The organism is Bacillus sp. TH50 (genome assembly GCF_016650565.1).
Classification (GTDB): domain Bacteria; phylum Bacillota; class Bacilli; order Bacillales; family Bacillaceae_G; genus Bacillus_A; species Bacillus_A mycoides.
In genome coordinates this window covers 1,115,710-1,134,251 of the sequence record NZ_JAEKFM010000007.1, presented here as the reverse complement: position 1 = coordinate 1,134,251, position 18,542 = coordinate 1,115,710, and the positions used below count along the sequence as shown (strand labels likewise).

Sequence of the window (18,542 nt, the reverse complement as noted above, 5' to 3'; positions counted from 1 at the left end):
CCACATATTATGTGAGAGCTTGTTCATATTATAATTAAGCCGCTTGACCCTTTTCAGATATCTCTTTTAAATAGGCTTGTCCTTTTTCAGCGTCATATTGACCTTCCCACTTAGACATAACTACAGCCGCTAAAGAGTTACCTACAACGTTAACTGCTGTACGAGCCATATCAAGAATACGGTCAATACCTGCAATAAACGCTAAACCTTCAGCTGGAATACCTACTGTACCAAGTGTTGCTAATAATACAACGAATGATACGCCCGGTACACCTGCGATACCTTTTGATGTAACCATTAATACAAGTAATAACGTAATTTGTTGTGTAATGGATAATTCAATACCGTACATCTGTGCTAAGAAAATTGCCGCAATTGCTTGATATAAAGTTGATCCATCTAAGTTAAATGAATAACCTGTTGGAATAACGAAAGATGTAATTGCTTTCGGACAACCGAATTTCTCCATTTTCTCCATAATTTTCGGTAAAACCGTTTCTGAACTTGCTGTAGAATACGCTAAGATCAGCTCGTCTTTTAAAATCTTAAAGAATTGGAAAATGTTTATTCCAAATATTTTCGCTGTAAGTCCTAATACAACTACAACGAAGAAGATCATTGCTCCGTATACTACAATGAGTAATTTCCCTAATGGAATTAATGAAGCTAATCCGAATGTAGAAACTGTAACACCAATTAATGCGAATACACCAAATGGTGCAAACTTCATAACTTGGTTCGTTACATAAAACATTGCATCTGCTACACCTTGGAAAAATTGTAGAACTGGTTTACCACGCTCACCAATTGCTGCTACACCTAAACCAAATAATACTGAGAAGAAGATAATAGCAAGCATATCACCTTCAGCTAATGATTTCATAATGTTCGTCGGAACAATATTTACAAACGTATCCGCGAACGAATGACTTTGTACTTGCTCTGTCGTAGCTGTATATTTTGAAATATCAGTCTTTGTTAACTTATCCATATCAACGCCTTTTCCAGGTTGGAAAATGTTCGCTATTAATAGACCAACAACAATTGCAAGTGTTGTAATAATTTCAAAGTAAATAATTGTTTTTCCGCCTAGTCGGCCTAACTTCTTAACATCGCCAACACCAGCAACACCAACAACGATACTTGCTACAACAATCGGTACAACGATCATTTTAATTAATCGGATGAAAATATCACCAATTGGTTGTAAGTACTTCACCACTTCCGGATTGCCAAAGAAAATCGCCCCAACTGTAATACCAAGCGCAAGTCCTATTAAAATTTGCCATGCAAGTCCTATTCTTTTCATACTTGTGGTAACCCCCTCTTCGATGTGTCACTCTATCTCTCATTCTATCTCTATAAAACATGAAATTAAGAGTATTACATATTATTCGACAATTCACTACATTTTGTCCCTGTTAAAAATCATAAATCAAAATTTAAAATCTGACAACAAAATAAGTTTGCACGAATGCAAATAATTTTCTTGACAAAAACAAACTTCATGTCAGAAAACCTCACATGAAATCGATTCCTTACTAGTGATTGCTAGGTTTTTAAAATACTGTTTCATTATGGAAAACTCCATCATTTCCCATGTTTTTTAAAAAAAATATAGAAATTGATATCTTTTTCTATACATTCAAGAATTTTAAATTTATGACAAACACTACGAAAAGATACTAAATTCCGACAAAAATTAGCAAAATTATAAAATTTTCTTTACATTATGATTACAACGATAGACACTCTTCTTCTTATGATATATAACATTCATAGGGAAAGGAGCAAGACAACCATGAAAAAGAAATTTGCAGCATTTAGTGTTTTAGCAGCTGGAACGATTTTCGTTTCCCCGTTACTTTCACCCGTATACGCTGAAACGAATGAGAATAAATTATCTAATATTCAATCCGAATTAGAAGGCAAACAAAATGACTTACAAAATAAATCAGCTGAGAAAGAACAAATAGAAAAAGAAATCCAGGAATTACAAAAGAAAATCGACGAATTAACTACTTCTATTAATAAAAACGAAACTGAATTAAACGATACAAAAAAAGAAATTAGCAACACACAGCAAGTTATTACTGAAAAAAAGAAACATATAGAGCAATTACAAACGAACATAGATACACGGCAGGAAGTTATTAAACAACGACTACAATCTATGCAAGAAAAGCCTCGTACGAGTATCATTACAGAAGTAATAACAAGTTCTGCAAATATTGCCGATCTTGTTGATAATATGTATTCTGTAAGTTTAATTTTAAATAACGATACAGATATTGTGAAAAAGCAAACAAGTGATCAGAATGCTGTGACGACAGAAAAAGAAGCTGTTGAGAAAAAAGAGCAACAATTGAAAGAATCCGAGCAACAATTAGTACAAAAACAACAAGAGTTACAAAGTAATCAACAGCAGCAACAAACTCTTATTAAAGATCTACATACGAAAGTATCAAAAGTAGATTCCGAGATTGAAGGATTAGAAGAGTCACAAGGTATTTTAGAAAACCAACGTCAAGCTGTTCAAAAAGCAATTGAAGAAGAAAAACGTGCGGAAGAAGCTCGGAAAGCTGAAGAGGCACGCAAGGCTGAGGAAGCAAAAAAGCAAGCCGCTGCTGCTAAAGAAAGCACACAATCCGCACCAACACCGCAAGATACGAACAAAGGTGGATTTATTAAGCCAGCCGCTGGATCAAAAACTTCTGGATTCGGCGCACGTTCTTTAGATAACCATAAAGGAATCGATATCGCAGCTTCGGGAACAGTTCCAATTATTTCCGCTGCAGATGGCGTTGTTATCCGTTCAGAATTATCCTCTAGTTACGGAAACGTTGTTTACTTATCTCACCGTGTTAATGGAAAAACATATACGACAGTGTATGCACATATGAATAGCCGCTCTGTATCAAATGGACAAACTGTAAAACAAGGCGATCAACTTGGCTTTATGGGAAATACCGGTCAATCTTACGGACAACATTTACACTTCGAACTTCATATCGGGGAATGGAATGTTGGTAAGACAAACGCAGTTGATCCGTCTCCTTATATCGGATTATAAAAAATCTCGGTGCATACCGAGTTTTTTTACTACTTCACACTTTTTAGGCGTTTTACATAAACTACAGCTAAATGCCTATATTTTGCGAGGTGATAAATATGAATACACAATTACAAGAAGAAATAGAAGAAGCTAGAGAAACATACATCGGCCGTTTATTTACATTCGGCGGCTCCGCGTTATTTTTAATTGGATCATTTATCGCAGTTGTCACAGCTTATAAAGCATATAATCGCTTATTAAATACTGCTACAACACAATAAAAAGACGGAGAAATCTCCGTCTTTTTATTATGCAAACATTTTAAATACGCCTATCGCATTTAAAAATACGATAATTACAGTTACCGGAATAACATAACGAAGTAAGAAGAACCAAATGTTAAATAATGTTTTCCCTTTCGTTTCCGTAACTTCTAATTCTTTCATTAATAACTCTTTACTCATTTTATTTGGTACGAATAGCGAAATGGCTAGCACTCCGAGTGGCAGTAATACATTACTTACCGAAAAATCGACGAAATCAAAGAATGTCTTACCAAATATTTTCACATCACTCATAATTCCAAACGATAACGCTGATGGAATACCAACTGCAAAAATAAGAATACCAATTAATAACGAAGCTGACGGACGCTTCTTCTCATTATCTTTCGCAACAGATGCTACTACAATTTCAAGCATTGAAATCGCAGATGTTAAAGTCGCAAAGAAGAATAAAACTAAAAACATAATGAAGAAAAATTGTCCAAATGGAATTTTTGCAAAGACAGCAGGAAGAACGATAAACAGTAGCCCTGGTCCTTCTGTCGGTTTAACTCCTAATGCGAAAATCGCCGGAAAAATCGCTAATCCTGCAAGTACTGTAATAAATACAGTTAAACTTACAATAGATGTTGCTGATTTAGCTAAATGCTCTTCTTTCTTTAAATACGAACTATACGTTACCATTACCGAGGCACCTACCGTTAGTGAGAAGAAAGATTGCCCCATCGCATATAAAATAGTATCTGCTGTAAGCTTTGAAAAATCTGGTTTTAAGAAGAACTCTACCCCAGCCATAGCACCATCAAGTGTTAACGCACGAATAATGATAGCAATAAATAAAATGAATAATAACGGCATCATGTACTTACTTGCTTTTTCTATGCCTTTTTCCACACCTTTACTAACAACAAAAATGGTACAAAGCATAAAGATGAATTGCGCCCCAATCGCACTTACTGGATTTGAAATTGTTTCAGCAAACAATTGTCCATAATCGACTACTCCGTTCCAGAAACTACCTGTGACACTATAGTATAAATAAAGTAAAATCCATCCACCTACAACACTATAAAAAGATAGTACGCTAAAACAAGTAACAACCCCCATACGACCAATCCAAGGATATAACTTGCTATTCGGTACTAATACTTTATAAGCTGTAACGGCCTCTTTTTGAGTACTACGGCCAATAACAAATTCAGCTAAAAGAAGAGGCATACCAATAAATAAAGTTAATAGTAAGAATACAAGGAAGAATGCGCCTCCCCCACCATTACCTGCAACATATGGAAACTTCCATATTGCACCAAGACCTACTGCGGCTCCGGCTGCTGCGAGTACAAAGCCAATTTTCGACGACCATTGCTGTGTTTCTTTCATCATAAATTCTCCTTTTCTGAATATTATAACTTTTATCAATTATACACTTTCATTTCATACTCGCACACCTCCTTTAGAAAATAAAAAAGTCCCCTACACGCAAATATGCATGTAGAGGACGATATATGTAATAGAATACCGTGGTACCACCTCAATTGGATCAATAAATCCCACTTGTTCAGGTACAGGAAAATTCCGATACCCTATCCTTTTAACGGCGGAACCCGGGTTGCCTACTGCAATGTTCAGCATACCTCTCGCAAGCCCATTCTGTATATTTTATCGTACCGGGCTCACACCTTACCCCAGCTCTCTGAACGCATCAAATATACGTACTCTTCTTGCTCATCGATTTCATCTTTTGAAGTTACTTGTGATTATAAATTATATTTTTATATTTGTAAAGCACAATTCGCTCACTATCCTATATAAATTCCCCTCTCTAATTCTTGTAAAAAAAGCTCTCTTTTTTGTTCACTTTGAACATATATCGACTTTAATACTTCTTGTAACAATATATTTTTTTGCCTTTTCTCTACTTGTAATTCTTTCACTTTTAGTCTAACTTCATATAAAAAATCAAGATACGATTCATACTTCTCATCATATTTATTTGCGATATCATCACGAATTTTTTTTGCAAGTTTCGGACTTGCCCCTCCAGTAGAAACAGCTACATTAAGCAATCCACGATGAATTGCCGCCGGAAAATGAACATTTCCACTTTCCGGATTCGTAATAACATTTACCAATTGATTCACTGCGGCATCTTCAGCAATTTGTTCATTTAGTACCGAATCACTAGTCGCTGCAACTACTAAAAAAGCATCTTTAATATCACTTTTCTCATACTCTCTTTGATACCAACGAATTTGCTTTTCTTCTACAAGTTTCACTAAATTTGCATCTAATTCTGTACTTACTACAACAATATCCGCACCTTGTTTTAGTAAAGGAATAATTTTAAACCCCGCTACTTTCCCTCCACCAATGACAACAACACGTTTCTTATCAACTCGCACTGTAAGTGGATACATATTGATCTCCCTTCAATATTTCCTCTGTTTTCTGAATTAACATCTCTCGAAACGCTACATTCTTTCCTAAATAGGGACTTATTTTTATCTCTTCCGACTCATATTGACGCACTTCTTTCTCAACATGTTTCATGAGTAAGCCTGTAAATAATAAGTAAGGTAACACAACAATGTTCCGTTCTTTTTGTTCTACAATTTCTTTCAACCTCTCATCAAACTTCGGCTCCGCGGCTGCTAAATAACAAACTTCCACCTCTTTAATGTTCTCTTCTTTTTGAAATAAAGAAGAAATCCACTTTATGTCTTGTAAAGTTTCCGGATCACTACTCCCTCTTGCAACGAGCAAAAGTGTTACTTCTTCTTTATAGTCTTTAATACCACTTCCGTTATATACCGCTTTTACAAGCACTTCTGATACACCAAATGGATTACCATACACTATTTTGATATCCGGATATTCCTCGTTTAACTTTCGTAATTCAAACGGAATATCTTTCTTTACATGTCCTGCCGCTAATAAAAAAACAGGAATAGCGACAATCTCTGTAGCACCACGCTTCACACATGTACGAAATCCTTCTTCAATAGAAGGATTCGCTAGCTCTAAAAAACAAATTTCTTGAATATTTGCCTCTACACGGTTCATACATGACGTAATAAATGCAACCGCTTCTTCTTTTGCTGCTTTCAAACGGCTTCCATGACATATATATATAACAGCCTTCATTTTACAATACTCCGCTTACTTGATATGCATTTTCCGTTTGTTTCTCAAACCAATGTATCTTTTCTCTAAAACGGACAACTTCTCCAATAACAATCATACTCGGATTTTGAATTCGTTCTTTTTTGGCAACATCTACAATTGTTCCTAACGTCGCTGTAACAGTACGCTGCATAGATGTCGTTCCCCACTCAATGATAGCGGCAGGTGTACTTTGATCTTTTCCATGTTTTATTAGTTGTTCACATATGTAAGGTAAATTACTAACCCCCATATAGACCGCTAATGTATCTACACCTTTCGCTAAACTTTCCCACTTCACTTCCTCTTCAGCCCCTTCTTTCCGGTGCCCTGTCACAACAGCAAAACTTGCACTTGCATCGCGATGCGTTACTGGAATTCCAGCATAAGCAGGAGCAGCTATACCAGCTGAAATACCAGGAATAATTTCAAATGGGATACTTTGCTTCGCTAACGCTTCAGCTTCTTCTCCACCTCTTCCAAATACAAATGGATCTCCGCCCTTAAGTCTCGTTACAACTTTTCCTTTTTTCGCATATTTAATAAGAAATGTGTTAATTGTCTCTTGCTTCATCGTGTGATAATTTGGAAGTTTCCCGCAATAAATTAAATCCGCTTCAGGCTTTGCATGAGAAAGCAATTCTTTATTTACGAGACGGTCGTACAATATAACATCAGCCTTCTCGATGCATCTCAACCCTTTAACAGTAATTAAATCCGGATCACCAGGACCCGCCCCGACGATATAAACCTTCCCCATAATCTCTCCTCATTTCTACTATAAAATGAAACTTCCACTCTTAATCACGAATGGAAGTTACTATTATTTCGTATTACATGTTCTCTACTCATGAATAACAAATGCCGCCCCTTTTCGAATCTTCTTTTTTTCAAACAAAGAAATCTCTTTCACTTCTGGTAACGGTAAAAAATGTTTTTCAAGCTCAATTTCCGCAAGCTTAAATGCCTGTTCTTCACTCTGAGCAACGACAACAATTGGAACAATACTATTTACTAATACAGCTTCAAATCGATATAAGTCCATATTGCCCCTCCTAAGATGCTATTACTTCTTCTAATACACGATTTAGTACAATTTGTAATTCTTCCACTCCAACACGTCCTACGAAATCATAAAACGTTTCGGCTAGTAATTTATTCTTTTGGAAATAACTTAAAAAGGACACGAGAACATCCGGCAAATCTTCTCCATCTATTTTCCCTTTTAACTTTTCGTTATATGCTCCTCCGTCTAATAGTGTTCCGCCCACATATATTTCAAACGCCTCAACGATTCCCTTTTCCTTCGTTTTCAGTTTTATCCCTTGCAAACCAATATCAGCAATTTGACGTTGACCACATGAGTTCGGGCATCCTACCATATGAATTCGAACTGGAACATCGAGTGCAATTTGTGTATCTAAGTACTCTGCGATTTTGCGTAATCTTTCTTTCGTTTCTACTAACGCAAGATTGCAATACTCAATGCCAGTACATGAAACCGCATGACCGATAAACGATTTCGGATTTGCTGAAATTGCTTCAAACAACGGTTCACTTAATAATCCTGCAACATTTTCTGGCAGAACATTCGGAATAATGAAGTTTTGTGAGTTACAAGTTCGAATTTGCCCGTTTCCATATTGCTTTGCAATTCTTGCAATCTCAAACATTTCCTTTGCGTGTAAACGCCCTACTGGTACATTAAAGCCGACATACTTTAATCCTGCTTGTTTTTGATCTTGAACGCCATAAAAGTATCCTGCATTCCAGCCTTTGAGAGCACTTTCCCCTTTACTTTGCAATGGGCCTGTGTATTCTACTAGTTTCTCTTTAAATTTCTCAGCGCCCCAGTCAGCGACAAGAAATTTCAAACGTGCTAAGTGGCGTTTTTCACGATATCCAAAATCACGGAATATAGTAGCAATTGCAATCGACACTGCCTTCACTTCTTCTGGTAAAACGAATACATCTAATTCTTCCGCTAAGTATGGACGAGCTGATAATCCTCCGCCTATTTTTATATGAAACCCAACCTTTTCCTCACCATTTATTTCTTTCGTAGCAGGTGTAAACGCCACACAGTTAATCTCTGCATTTGCTGAATTATAAATGTTAGAACTAATAGACATTTTGAATTTACGTGGTAGATTAGAAAACTCTTCATTATGTTGGAAGTAATCGTATATTTCTTTAACAATCGATGTTGTATCAAATAATTCATTCGCATCAATTCCAGCAAGTGGATTACCTGTAATATTACGCGTAATATCACCGCATGCCCCTGCTGAAGATAAACCAACTCTAGCTAACCTCTTAAAAATATCCGGAATTTGCCCAATTTCTAACCAATGAAACTGAATCGCCTGTCTTGTCGTAATATCTAACACATCACGCCCATAATCTTCAGCAATGGAAGCCAACACCTCTGCCTGCGCATTTGTAATAATTCCAGAAGGAATGTTGACACGCATCATAAAATAGCCCGCTTCTTTCGGCCTTTGCAAATACAATCCCGCCCATTTAAAAGCGTCCCACTCTTCTTTCGGAATAGATTCAAATCCATTCTCCGCATAGTAAGGAATATCATTAAAGATTTCTAATCCGTCTTTCTCTAATTTCTTTTTCTCTGTTTGATTTAATTTTTCATTATTAGCCCACACTTTTTCATAACTCATCTTTTATCCCCCTATATGAAACTACGCTCTTGCAAGTACTTCACAATTTGCTCTGCACATTCTTCAATAGAATACTTGTGCGTTTCTACAATTAATTCTGCTTGTTTTGGTTCCTCATACGGTGAATCAACACCAGTAAACTCTTTAATATCACCTTGTCTCGCTTTTTTGTATAACCCTTTTGGATCACGTTTTTCACACTCTTCAATTGGACATTTTACAAACACTTCTATAAACTCATCTGCCGCTAATAAATCCCTAACTTGTTTTCGATCTACTTGAAATGGTGAAATAAACGCTGTAAGGACAACAGTACCTTGATCTACAAATAGCTTCGCCACTTCGCCAATACGTCTTATATTTTCCATACGATCACTTTCAGAAAAACCTAAGTCTTTATTTAAACCGTGCCGAATGTTATCCCCATCTAGCACATAATTTCCGATATTCTTTTCAAATAGTTTACGAGCAACCGCATTCGCTACTGTAGATTTGCCCGAAGCTGATAAACCAGTAAACCAAACTACAAAACTGTGATGCCCATTCTTCACTCTTCTCTCATTTTTTGAAACAGAAGCTGTATGCCAAGTAATATTCGTATCCATCTCATTCTCTCCCTATTCTGTTACTACTTCTTTTTTCAAACCTTTAATTAGCACTTCCACTACTTCTTTACGACTAAATGTACTTGGCGGAATCTCACCATTCCTTAACATTTCTCGTACTTTCGTACCCGATAAGATGACACGGTCTTCTTTTCCATGCGGACATGTTTTCGTTGAAGCCATTGCTTCACATTTCGTGCAGTAAAAACTATGTTCAAAAAATAACGGCGTAATCCCTAACTCTTCTACTGTAAAATTCGTAAAGATTTCCTGCGCTTCATATGTTCCGTAATAGTCCCCTACCCCAGCATGATCACGCCCTACAATAAAGTGGGTACAACCAAAATTCTTTCTTACTAGTGCATGAAATATCGCTTCCCTTGGTCCTGCGTAACGCATTGCTGCAGGAAATACACCTAAAAAGACACGATCTTTCGGATAATAGTTTTGAAGTAATACTTCATAGCTTTCCATCCTTACATCAGCAGGAATATCATCTGACTTCGTTTCCCCAACGAGCGGATTTAAAAAGAGACCATCTACAATTTCAAGGGCAGATTTTTGAATATACTCATGGGCACGATGTACTGGGTTTCTCGTTTGAAATCCAACTACTGTTTTCCAACCGCGTTTTTTAAATTCTTCTCTCGTTTCAATTGGATCTAAATGATAAGAAGGAAACGGATTATTTCCAAAGCGTTTTGTAAGAATAATAGCTCCTCCAACGTAAACGTTTGGTCGCTCATATAATTTTTTCACACCTGGATGTGCTTCATCCGTCGTTTTATATACAAGTAACGCTTCTTTTTCTTTATCTGGTACAAAAATATCTTCTATTTGAATAACACCATATACATTTCCGGCGTTGACAAGTTTTACTTCCTCTCCAGCCTGCAGTTTCTCGGCTACTTCTTCTGTTACCGGTAGTGTAATCGGTATACTCCATACGCTACCATTTGCTAAACGAAGCGTTTCTACTACTGAATCATAATCTCTCTTCCCTAAAAATCCTGTAAGAGGGCTATATCCTCCTGTCGCCAAAAGTTCTAAATCACTAAGTGCAATTTTGTCTATCTCGATTTCCTTTACAATGTTCGATATTTCATATGTTTCATCAATGCGGTTTACTAATTCATTTGTTGTACTCATCTTCTTATATCCCTTCTTAGCTTTATTTCAAAATCTATCTCATTGAAAGTGAAGGCCACATTCCGTCTTCATTTTCCCAGCCCATCTTCCATCTCTTGAGTTGCCACCATCACCTACAGGTAATGTACATTTCTCACACCCAATACTCGGATAGCCAACATCATGCAATGGGTTATACGGCAAACTATGTTTATATACATATCGCCAAACTTCTTTCCAAGTCCAATGAATGAGCGGACAAACTTTAATAGATTGAAAACGACGATCTTGATTTATAAACTGTGTATGCTTACGCGTTTCTGATTGTTCCCTTCTTAAGCCTGATATCCACGCTTTTTCCGCTGCTAATGATTTTTCTAACGGTAAAATTTTTCTAATACTACAGCAAAGATTCGGATTACTTTCCCATAACTTCTCTCCATGAAGCTTCGCTTGTTCATCGAGTGTAAGTTCTGGCTGTTTTTCTATAATATTTAATGAAGGAAATCTCTCGCGTACCTTCTTAATTAATTCGTACGTTTCTTGAAAATGAACATTTGTATCCAAAAATACAACTTTAGCAGATGGATTTACTTGGTTTATAAGATGCAATAAAACCATTCCCTCCACCCCAAAGCTACATGCATATACAATTTCATCTTTATATTCGTTATAAGCCCAACTTAATACTGATAGCGCGCCTTTCGTTTCATCTTCTTCAGAAAATGAAACACTATTTTCTTTCCACGTTTCGTACGTCAACATGTTTTTTCCCCCTGTAAAAGCAAAAAGACGGCTTTAACCTATTAAAAATAGATTAAAACCGCCTCTAGTTTTTCTAGTCAGCGCTTTTTACTTTAAACGAACCTTTTTACTTTAAACGAACCTTTTCACTTTTTTCTAATTGAATCACTTTTCCATCTTGCACAACAATTGTAATGGAACCATATTTCATATCAGCAAGCATCGCTTGAATTTTCTCAGATACTTCATCAAAATGCTCCCGTACGCTCACGCAAACAGCCCCCCTTTTTATTCATAAAAAAAATCTTTCCCATTTCGAAAAGACTGTTCGGTAATATATTTTACCTTATCTTTCAAAATGGATTCCATTTTGCTGGATTTAGCACCTTGCTTTCTATAAGCAGGTTGCAGAGCTTCGTAGGGCCAGTTCCCTCAGCTTCTCTTGATAAGCTTTGTATTTGTATTTTATCACAATTCTGATTTTTTTCAATCCTAGTTTTCCGATATATTTAATTATTTTTCTTTTTTAAAAGGAGTTGCCTTTACTAGACAACTCCTTCTTTCTCATTCACACCAGCTCTTTAATACGTATGCGATCGTTCCCAATGATATTTTCATATGTTTCACGTTCTACGACAATTTGTGACGTCCCGCTTTTTGCAAAGACGACAGCTGGTCTACGAATACGATTATAATTATTCGCCATCGAGTACCCATATGCCCCCGTACAAGAAATTGCTAGTAAATCAGAAGAAGCAACTTGCGGTAAGTTAATATCCCAAATCAGCATATCTCCACTTTCACAGCATTTCCCAGCAATCGAAACGAGTTCCTCATTCTCATCATTCCCTCGATTCGCCAACATCGCCTCATAACGGGCTCCGTATAGAGCTGGTCTTAAATTATCTGTCATTCCACCATCGACTGAAACATATTTCCGAATGCCAGGAATCTCTTTCACCGCTCCGACTGTATAAAGTGTTGTTCCAGCATCACCTACAATACTACGACCTGGTTCAATCCATATTTCTGGAAGCGGATATTCACATAATGTAAATTGTTCTCTTATCGTACGTGTTACAGCGTGCACATACGTTTCAAGTGTTAACGGTGTATCTGAATCCGTATAACGTATACCGAAACCTCCGCCCACATTTAATACTTTCATCACATAATGTGTTCGCTCTCTCACTTCTTCTAAAAATTGGCGGAGTACTTCAATTGCTCGAACAAATCCAGCCGTTTCAAATATTTGTGATCCGATGTGCGAGTGAATTCCTAGCACATTATAATTTGATTTTTGCAAGGCAAGCTCAATTGCTTGCATCGCTTGACCATTTGAAACACCAAATCCAAATTTCGAATCCTCTTGACCTGTTGTTATATATTCGTGTGTATGTGCCTCTACTCCAGGCGTTACACGGATTAATATGTTCACAAATTTCCCATGTTGCATTGCTAAATCATGTAAAATTTCTAATTCTAAGAAATTATCTACTACAAAACAACCGATATTCGCCTGAAGAGCCATAATCATTTCTTCTTCTGTTTTATTATTTCCGTGAAAATGAATACGCGATGCCGGAAAACCAGCTTGGAGCGCAGTATATAATTCTCCTCCAGAAACAACATCTAAAGACATATTCTCTTCACGAGCTACTCGGCACATCTCCATGCACAAGAACGCCTTGCTTGCATATGCTACTTGATAAGAGAAGCCACTTTCTTTAAAAGCACGATGAAACGCGCGGCACTTTCCTCGAATAGACTCTTCATCGTATACATAAAGTGGTGTTCCGTATTGTTTTGCTAGCTGCGTCGTATCGCACCCACCAATTTCTAAGTGTCCTTGCCCATTGATTCGGCTTGTGCCGTGTAAATACATTTGAATTCCTCCCTTATTTCCTCTAAAACTCATAACCCCAATCTTCTATTCATTGCAGCACGCTTTTAGATAGACAAAAAACGCGCGGAACAATGTTCACACGCGTTTCTTATTAGGAAAAATATATATTGAAAAAATAAACGAGTTGTTATCTCCTCAAAATAAGAAACCGCATCAACATCTCCAAATAGCTCTTCATAAAATAAATCTTATGACAGTACTACATTTATTCAATGCAGTCCCAATATATGAATAAGATGGTTATTCTTATATTTCGGCAATAGTCCCTTTCAACCTATGATCACAGATTCCATTAAATCTCCCATAGCTTACTCTTTCCTATCGCGGCCTCTACCTTTGAGAGTAGATGAGGTAAGTCTATTTAATTTTCAAACATCTAATTGTTGCTATTAACAATACCAAAGGACCATTTTATTTGTCAAACAATTTTTTATATTGTTTTTTTACAGTTTAATTTTGTATCATTTGGTAAGCGCTTTACTGAAACCTTTGTCACTTCCCATTCGCCCTCTTCGTTATTAAATGTAATCGTTACCTTCTCAAATGGTGGAACAATTTTCCCACCAACCTGTTCATACTTCGTTACTTCAATACTCGCTTGAAATAAATATGTACCACTATACACTTTTTTTAAACTAATAATTTTAGGACATTGATAAGGCTTCAAGCTCCCATATTGTTTTTCAATTGCCTTATTTATTTTTGGAAATAAAACAGAATAAAGGGCATCTTCCATAAGGGGTGCATCATATTGTGCTACCGACACACTCGGTGAAGCAAAAAGTATAACACTACTGCATACTATAAAATATAATAATTTTCGCATTATAACCTCCGTTTTATTACTCGATTCTTTTTGCGCACGATAATTATCATACATAGAAACTCCGTTTTATTGTCTCCCACTGCCCTTTTTCTACTCAATTATTATAAAAAAGCCCACAACTCTCTTTTATTTTCGTATAATGATACTCATAGTATAATAAACATAATAACAAAGGACTGTTCGTATATATAAAATGAGGCGCTAATCAAACCGGCTCACAAGAACCGTCATGCTTTTAGGAGAGGAGTATATTATGCTACAAAATCTGTTTCCAAAACTGCGATTTGCACTAGTTGCAGTCGTTTTATTATGGATAAAAACATATATTGTGTACAAGCTAGCATTTGATATTAGAATTGATAACTTCTTTGAAGAGTTTATGCTTTTTATTAACCCACTAGCTTCGTTACTTTTATTTTTTGGTTTCGCTTTACTTGCATCTAAGTACCGAAACCGAATTATTATTGTAATTAGTTTTATACTGTCATTTATTTTATTTGGAAATGCAATGTTTTACGGGTTCTATAACGATTTTGTTACTTTCCCTGTTTTATTCCAAACAAATAATATGGCTGACTTAGGGACGAGTATAAAAGAACTCTTTACGTATAAAACATTACTTTTATTTGCAGACGCAATTATTTTAATGTTTATTTCGCGTAAATTCCCATCATTTGGTGATAAAACACCCCTTTCTCGCTCTGAGAAGCGAACTTTCTTTAGCGGTGTAACAGTATTATTAGCACTACAAATTGTTGTTTCAGTTATATATAAACCACAAATGTTCTCACGCTCATTTGATCGTCAAACTGTCGTGAAAAATTTAGGGTTATACACATATCATCTATTTGATATTACACTTCAATCTAAGTCTTCAGCTGAGCGTGTATTTGCAAGTGGAGACGGGTTCTCTGAAATTAAAAACTATACAGACTCAAAAGATAAACAAGTTGATAAAAACCTATTTGGAGCTGCAAAGGGTAAAAATGTAATTTTAATTTCAATGGAATCTACACAAAGTTTTGTTATTAATAAAAAAATAAATGGAAAAGAGATTACTCCATTTTTAAATGAGTTTATTAAAGATAGTTTTTATTTCGATAACTTCTATCATCAAACGGGACAAGGTAAAACTTCTGATGCTGAATTTATCGTTGAAAATTCCCTTTATCCGTTAGACCGTGGTTCTGTATTCTTTACTCATGCAACAAATGAATACACTGCCACACCAGAACAATTAAAGAAATACGGATATTCTTCTGCTGTCTTCCATTCAAACGATAAAACGTTTTGGAATCGTGACGTAATGTATCCTGCGCTTGGATATGATCGTTACTTTAATTTAAATGATTACGTAGGAACGGAACAAATGTCTGTCGGTTGGGGATTAAAAGATAAAGAGTTCTTTGAGCAATCTATTCCAAAGTTAAAATCTTTACCACAACCGTTCTATACAAAATTTATTACGTTAACAAACCATTTTCCATTTCTTCTAAATCCAGAAGATCAATATGTTGATGAATTTAATTCCGAAAGTGGTGTTTTAAATCGCTACTTCCCAACCGTTCGTTACACGGATGAAGCTCTTAAATTATTTATTAAACAATTGAAAGACGAAGGACTATATGATAATTCCGTTATTGTCATTTATGGTGATCATTACGGCATTTCTGAAAACCATAATGCAGCTATGGCTCAGTTCCTTGGGAAAGACGCTATTACACCGTTTGATTCTATGCAATTACAACGCGTCCCTCTCATTATTCATGTGCCTGGCCAAGAAGGAAAAGTCATCTCTAAAGTATCTGGTCAAATTGATATTAAACCAACGTTACTTCATTTACTTGGTATTAAAACAAATCAATCCGTAGAATTTGGAACAGACTTATTTACGAAAGAAAAAGACCCTCTTATGGTAATGCGGGACGGCAGTTTTGTTTCGGAAGATTATGTTTATACAAAAAATATGTGCTATAAAAGAAGCACAGGTGAAGAAGCTGATTTAACACTATGTCAGCCTTATATTGAAAAAGCAAAAACAGAATTAAAATTATCCGACAAACTCATTTATGGAGATTTATTAAGATTTGATCCTAACAATCGATATAAAACCGGAACGATGACAACGAAATTTGAATAGTGTAGGAAGCAACTTTACAAAAGTTGCTTCCTTTTTTTACTTATTTTTCAAATTTCTCTTCTATACAATCTTTCACAAATTGGGAATTTTTTTCGTATGAGAAAGAAATTTATGGTATGATAAAATAAGTAAACTTTCATACACTAATTAAGAATTTATAACAGAAAGCAAGGGATCAGATTTTGTATAGAGCAGCTATTCCAAACTTATTTACGCTCGGGAATTTATATAGCGGATTTTTGTCAATCGGCTATGCATCTTTAGGATATTATAAATCAGCTGCTATTTTAGTACTGATCGGGATGATGTTAGATAGTCTTGATGGTCGTGTCGCTCGTTTATTACGCGTTGATTCACAAATGGGAAAAGAGCTTGATTCACTCGCGGATGTTGTAACATTTGGCGCAGCACCTGCTGTTTTAATGTATTACACATCTTTTTCCAACTATGGAATCATTGGACTATACATAGCGGGATTATTCCCTCTGTTCGGAGCATATCGCTTAGCACGATTTAATGTAACACCATCTTCTACTTCTATGAAATATTTCACTGGAGTTCCGATTACTGCAGCAGGAGGGCTTGTTGCTTTCTTAACATTATTTTCACATACCATTCCAAAAATTGTTCTCATTACCGTATTTGTAACGTTCGCATTTTTAATGGTGAGCCGTGTTCGTATCCCAAGTTTAAAAGATGTACCAATTCCACGATATAGCATAATTATTACACTATTTTTAGTTGGAATTATTATCACAATGTACCAAACAAGTTTTGGCAACATTTCTGTTTTCTTATTCATTGCCATTCCACTATACATTTTGTATATGTTATCTCAATTTATTAGACAAAGACCTTCTAAAAAAGCGAATAAAGAAAAATAAAAAAACCTTCCGTATTTCGGAAGGTTTCTTTTTTATTTTGTAACTAATACCTTTTGATTTACAGGTGTTACAGGTTCTTCACCATTTAATACAGCTAAAATATTTCTTACTGCCATTTCAGCCATTGCATCACGTGTTTCGAATGTTGCATTTCCTACGTGAGGAGCAAGTACTACATTCTTTAATCCTTTTAGCTCTTCTGTAATTTTCGGTTCAAATTCAAATACGTCAAGAGCTGCACCTTCAATTTCATTCGTTTTTAGTGCATGAGCAAGTGCTGATTCATTCATAATTGGTCCACGTGAAGCATTTATAATATATGCTGTTTTCTTCATCATTTTAAACTGTTCTTCATCAATCATATGATGTAATTTCGGATTATAAGCACAGTTAATTGTAATAAAGTCCGCTGTTTGTAATAATTCTTCCAACGTTACGTATGTCGCTTCCAGTTCACTTTCAGCTTCAGGCTTTCGATTTGGTCCTGTATATAAAACATTCATTCCAAATGCTCTCGCACGCTTTGCAACTGCCTTCCCGATTTCTCCAAGGCCAATAATTCCGATTGTCTTACCGTGTACTTCGCGGCCCAAGAAGAATAACGGTGCCCATCCGTTAAATCCAGTTGTACGACATAACGTATCACCTTCAGGAATTCTACGTGCAGCTGCTAAAAGAAGTGCAAATGTTAATTCTGCTGTCGCTTCAGTTGATACTTTCGGTGTATTTGTAACAGCAATACCCTTTTCTCCTGCATATGTGTAATCAATATTATCGTAACCAGCACCATAATTTGCGATAATTTTCAAGTTTGGTGCTGCGTCAATAACCTCTTTCGATACCTTCGTAGAAAGTAAGCTTAAAAGTGCATCTTTATCTTTTACACGTTCTGCTAACTCTTCTACACTAATTAATTCTTCTTTATTGTACATTTCTACATCATGATTTTTCAATAATTTTAATCCGATTTCTGGAATTTTCCCTGCTACTAATATTTTCGCCACTACTAACACCTCTTCTATACAAAATATGATATCTCTTATATTTCATTGTAAGAAATCTACATATAAAAACCAAGGGATTTGATTATAGTTTTGAAAATCGACACTTTTCCATAAAAAAAGAGGAGA

The 18,542-nt window shown here is 35.8% G+C and carries 18 protein-coding genes, 2 riboswitches and 1 other annotated feature; of the genes, 4 read left to right on the top strand and 14 right to left on the bottom strand.

Annotated features, from left to right (window positions below; all coding sequences use genetic code 11):
* Nucleotides 1-34: 34 nt before the first annotated feature.
* Nucleotides 35-1,309 (bottom strand): glutamate/aspartate:proton symporter GltP, encoded by a 1,275-nt coding sequence (gene gltP, locus JFU23_RS22925; protein ID WP_078203009.1) that lies wholly within the window; start codon nt 1,307-1,309, stop codon nt 35-37.
* Nucleotides 1,310-1,801: 492 nt separating this feature from the next.
* Here gltP and JFU23_RS22920 point away from each other — a divergent pair, with 492 nt between their 5' ends.
* Both JFU23_RS22920 and JFU23_RS22915 read left to right on the top strand, forming a co-directional pair.
* Entirely contained in the window at nt 1,802-3,073 is a 1,272-nt protein-coding gene (locus JFU23_RS22920; RefSeq protein WP_201032770.1) for a murein hydrolase activator EnvC family protein, read from the top strand.
* 98 nt (nt 3,074-3,171) lie between these two features.
* A complete protein-coding gene (locus tag JFU23_RS22915) occupies nt 3,172-3,336 on the top strand; it encodes a hypothetical protein (protein ID WP_165762392.1) in 165 nt (54 codons plus the stop codon).
* Nucleotides 3,337-3,363: 27 nt separating this feature from the next.
* Here the strand turns inward: JFU23_RS22915 and JFU23_RS22910 are convergent, their stop codons facing one another.
* The 12 genes from JFU23_RS22910 to JFU23_RS22855 form a co-directional block, all read right to left on the bottom strand.
* Entirely contained in the window at nt 3,364-4,719 is a 1,356-nt protein-coding gene (locus JFU23_RS22910; protein ID WP_201033306.1) for a sodium-dependent transporter, read from the bottom strand.
* 111 nt (nt 4,720-4,830) lie between these two features.
* Nucleotides 4,831-5,077 (bottom strand) — a binding site (T-box leader).
* Between the two features lie 61 nt (nt 5,078-5,138).
* A complete protein-coding gene (locus JFU23_RS22905) occupies nt 5,139-5,756 on the bottom strand; it encodes an NAD(P)-binding protein (RefSeq protein WP_002166092.1) in 618 nt (205 codons plus the stop codon).
* Nucleotides 5,731-6,483, bottom strand: a complete 753-nt coding sequence (locus JFU23_RS22900) for a sirohydrochlorin chelatase (protein ID WP_002030685.1) — start codon at nt 6,481-6,483, stop codon at nt 5,731-5,733. Before JFU23_RS22900 ends, JFU23_RS22905 begins: the two co-directional genes overlap by 26 nt.
* Nucleotide 6,484: 1 nt before the next feature.
* Nucleotides 6,485-7,261 carry a uroporphyrinogen-III C-methyltransferase gene (cobA, locus tag JFU23_RS22895; protein WP_002030683.1) on the bottom strand — a complete coding sequence of 259 codons (777 nt, stop codon included), beginning with the start codon at nt 7,259-7,261 and terminating at the stop codon, nt 6,485-6,487.
* An 84-nt stretch (nt 7,262-7,345) separates the two neighbouring features.
* Entirely contained in the window at nt 7,346-7,546 is a 201-nt protein-coding gene (locus JFU23_RS22890; protein ID WP_000366913.1) for a DUF3906 family protein, read from the bottom strand.
* Between the two features lie 10 nt (nt 7,547-7,556).
* On the bottom strand, nt 7,557-9,179 hold the full coding sequence (locus JFU23_RS22885; protein WP_201032769.1) for a nitrite/sulfite reductase: 1,623 nt from the start codon (nt 9,177-9,179) through the stop codon (nt 7,557-7,559).
* Nucleotides 9,180-9,190: 11 nt separating this feature from the next.
* The gene (gene cysC, locus JFU23_RS22880; RefSeq protein ID WP_201032768.1) at nt 9,191-9,784 is read right to left on the bottom strand and encodes an adenylyl-sulfate kinase; all 594 of its coding nucleotides are present in this window, start codon (nt 9,782-9,784) and stop codon (nt 9,191-9,193) included.
* Between the two features lie 12 nt (nt 9,785-9,796).
* A complete protein-coding gene (gene sat, locus JFU23_RS22875; protein WP_002011693.1) occupies nt 9,797-10,933 on the bottom strand; it encodes a sulfate adenylyltransferase in 1,137 nt (378 codons plus the stop codon).
* A 39-nt stretch (nt 10,934-10,972) separates the two neighbouring features.
* On the bottom strand, nt 10,973-11,677 hold the full coding sequence (locus JFU23_RS22870) for a phosphoadenylyl-sulfate reductase (protein ID WP_002011694.1): 705 nt from the start codon (nt 11,675-11,677) through the stop codon (nt 10,973-10,975).
* A 106-nt stretch (nt 11,678-11,783) separates the two neighbouring features.
* Nucleotides 11,784-11,927, bottom strand: coding sequence for a YezD family protein (locus tag JFU23_RS22865; RefSeq protein WP_000116159.1), 144 nt, complete (start codon nt 11,925-11,927; stop codon nt 11,784-11,786).
* A 72-nt stretch (nt 11,928-11,999) separates the two neighbouring features.
* Nucleotides 12,000-12,108: riboswitch (SAM riboswitch) on the bottom strand.
* Between the two features lie 116 nt (nt 12,109-12,224).
* Nucleotides 12,225-13,541, bottom strand: a complete 1,317-nt coding sequence (lysA, locus tag JFU23_RS22860; protein WP_201032767.1) for a diaminopimelate decarboxylase — start codon at nt 13,539-13,541, stop codon at nt 12,225-12,227.
* A 180-nt stretch (nt 13,542-13,721) separates the two neighbouring features.
* Nucleotides 13,722-13,903: riboswitch (Lysine riboswitch) on the bottom strand.
* A gap of 89 nt (nt 13,904-13,992) precedes the next feature.
* Nucleotides 13,993-14,388 carry a DUF3888 domain-containing protein gene (locus JFU23_RS22855; protein ID WP_016092994.1) on the bottom strand — a complete coding sequence of 132 codons (396 nt, stop codon included), beginning with the start codon at nt 14,386-14,388 and terminating at the stop codon, nt 13,993-13,995.
* Nucleotides 14,389-14,641: 253 nt separating this feature from the next.
* Between JFU23_RS22855 and JFU23_RS22850 the strand changes: the two genes are divergently transcribed.
* Nucleotides 14,642-16,528 carry an LTA synthase family protein gene (locus tag JFU23_RS22850; RefSeq protein WP_002086724.1) on the top strand — a complete coding sequence of 629 codons (1,887 nt, stop codon included), beginning with the start codon at nt 14,642-14,644 and terminating at the stop codon, nt 16,526-16,528.
* 182 nt (nt 16,529-16,710) lie between these two features.
* Nucleotides 16,711-17,412, top strand: coding sequence for a CDP-diacylglycerol--serine O-phosphatidyltransferase (gene pssA / locus JFU23_RS22845; protein ID WP_002011698.1), 702 nt, complete (start codon nt 16,711-16,713; stop codon nt 17,410-17,412).
* Between the two features lie 32 nt (nt 17,413-17,444).
* Here the strand turns inward: pssA and JFU23_RS22840 are convergent, their stop codons facing one another.
* A complete protein-coding gene (locus tag JFU23_RS22840) occupies nt 17,445-18,425 on the bottom strand; it encodes a 2-hydroxyacid dehydrogenase family protein (RefSeq protein ID WP_080448125.1) in 981 nt (326 codons plus the stop codon).
* Between the last annotated feature and the right edge of the window lie 117 nt (nt 18,426-18,542).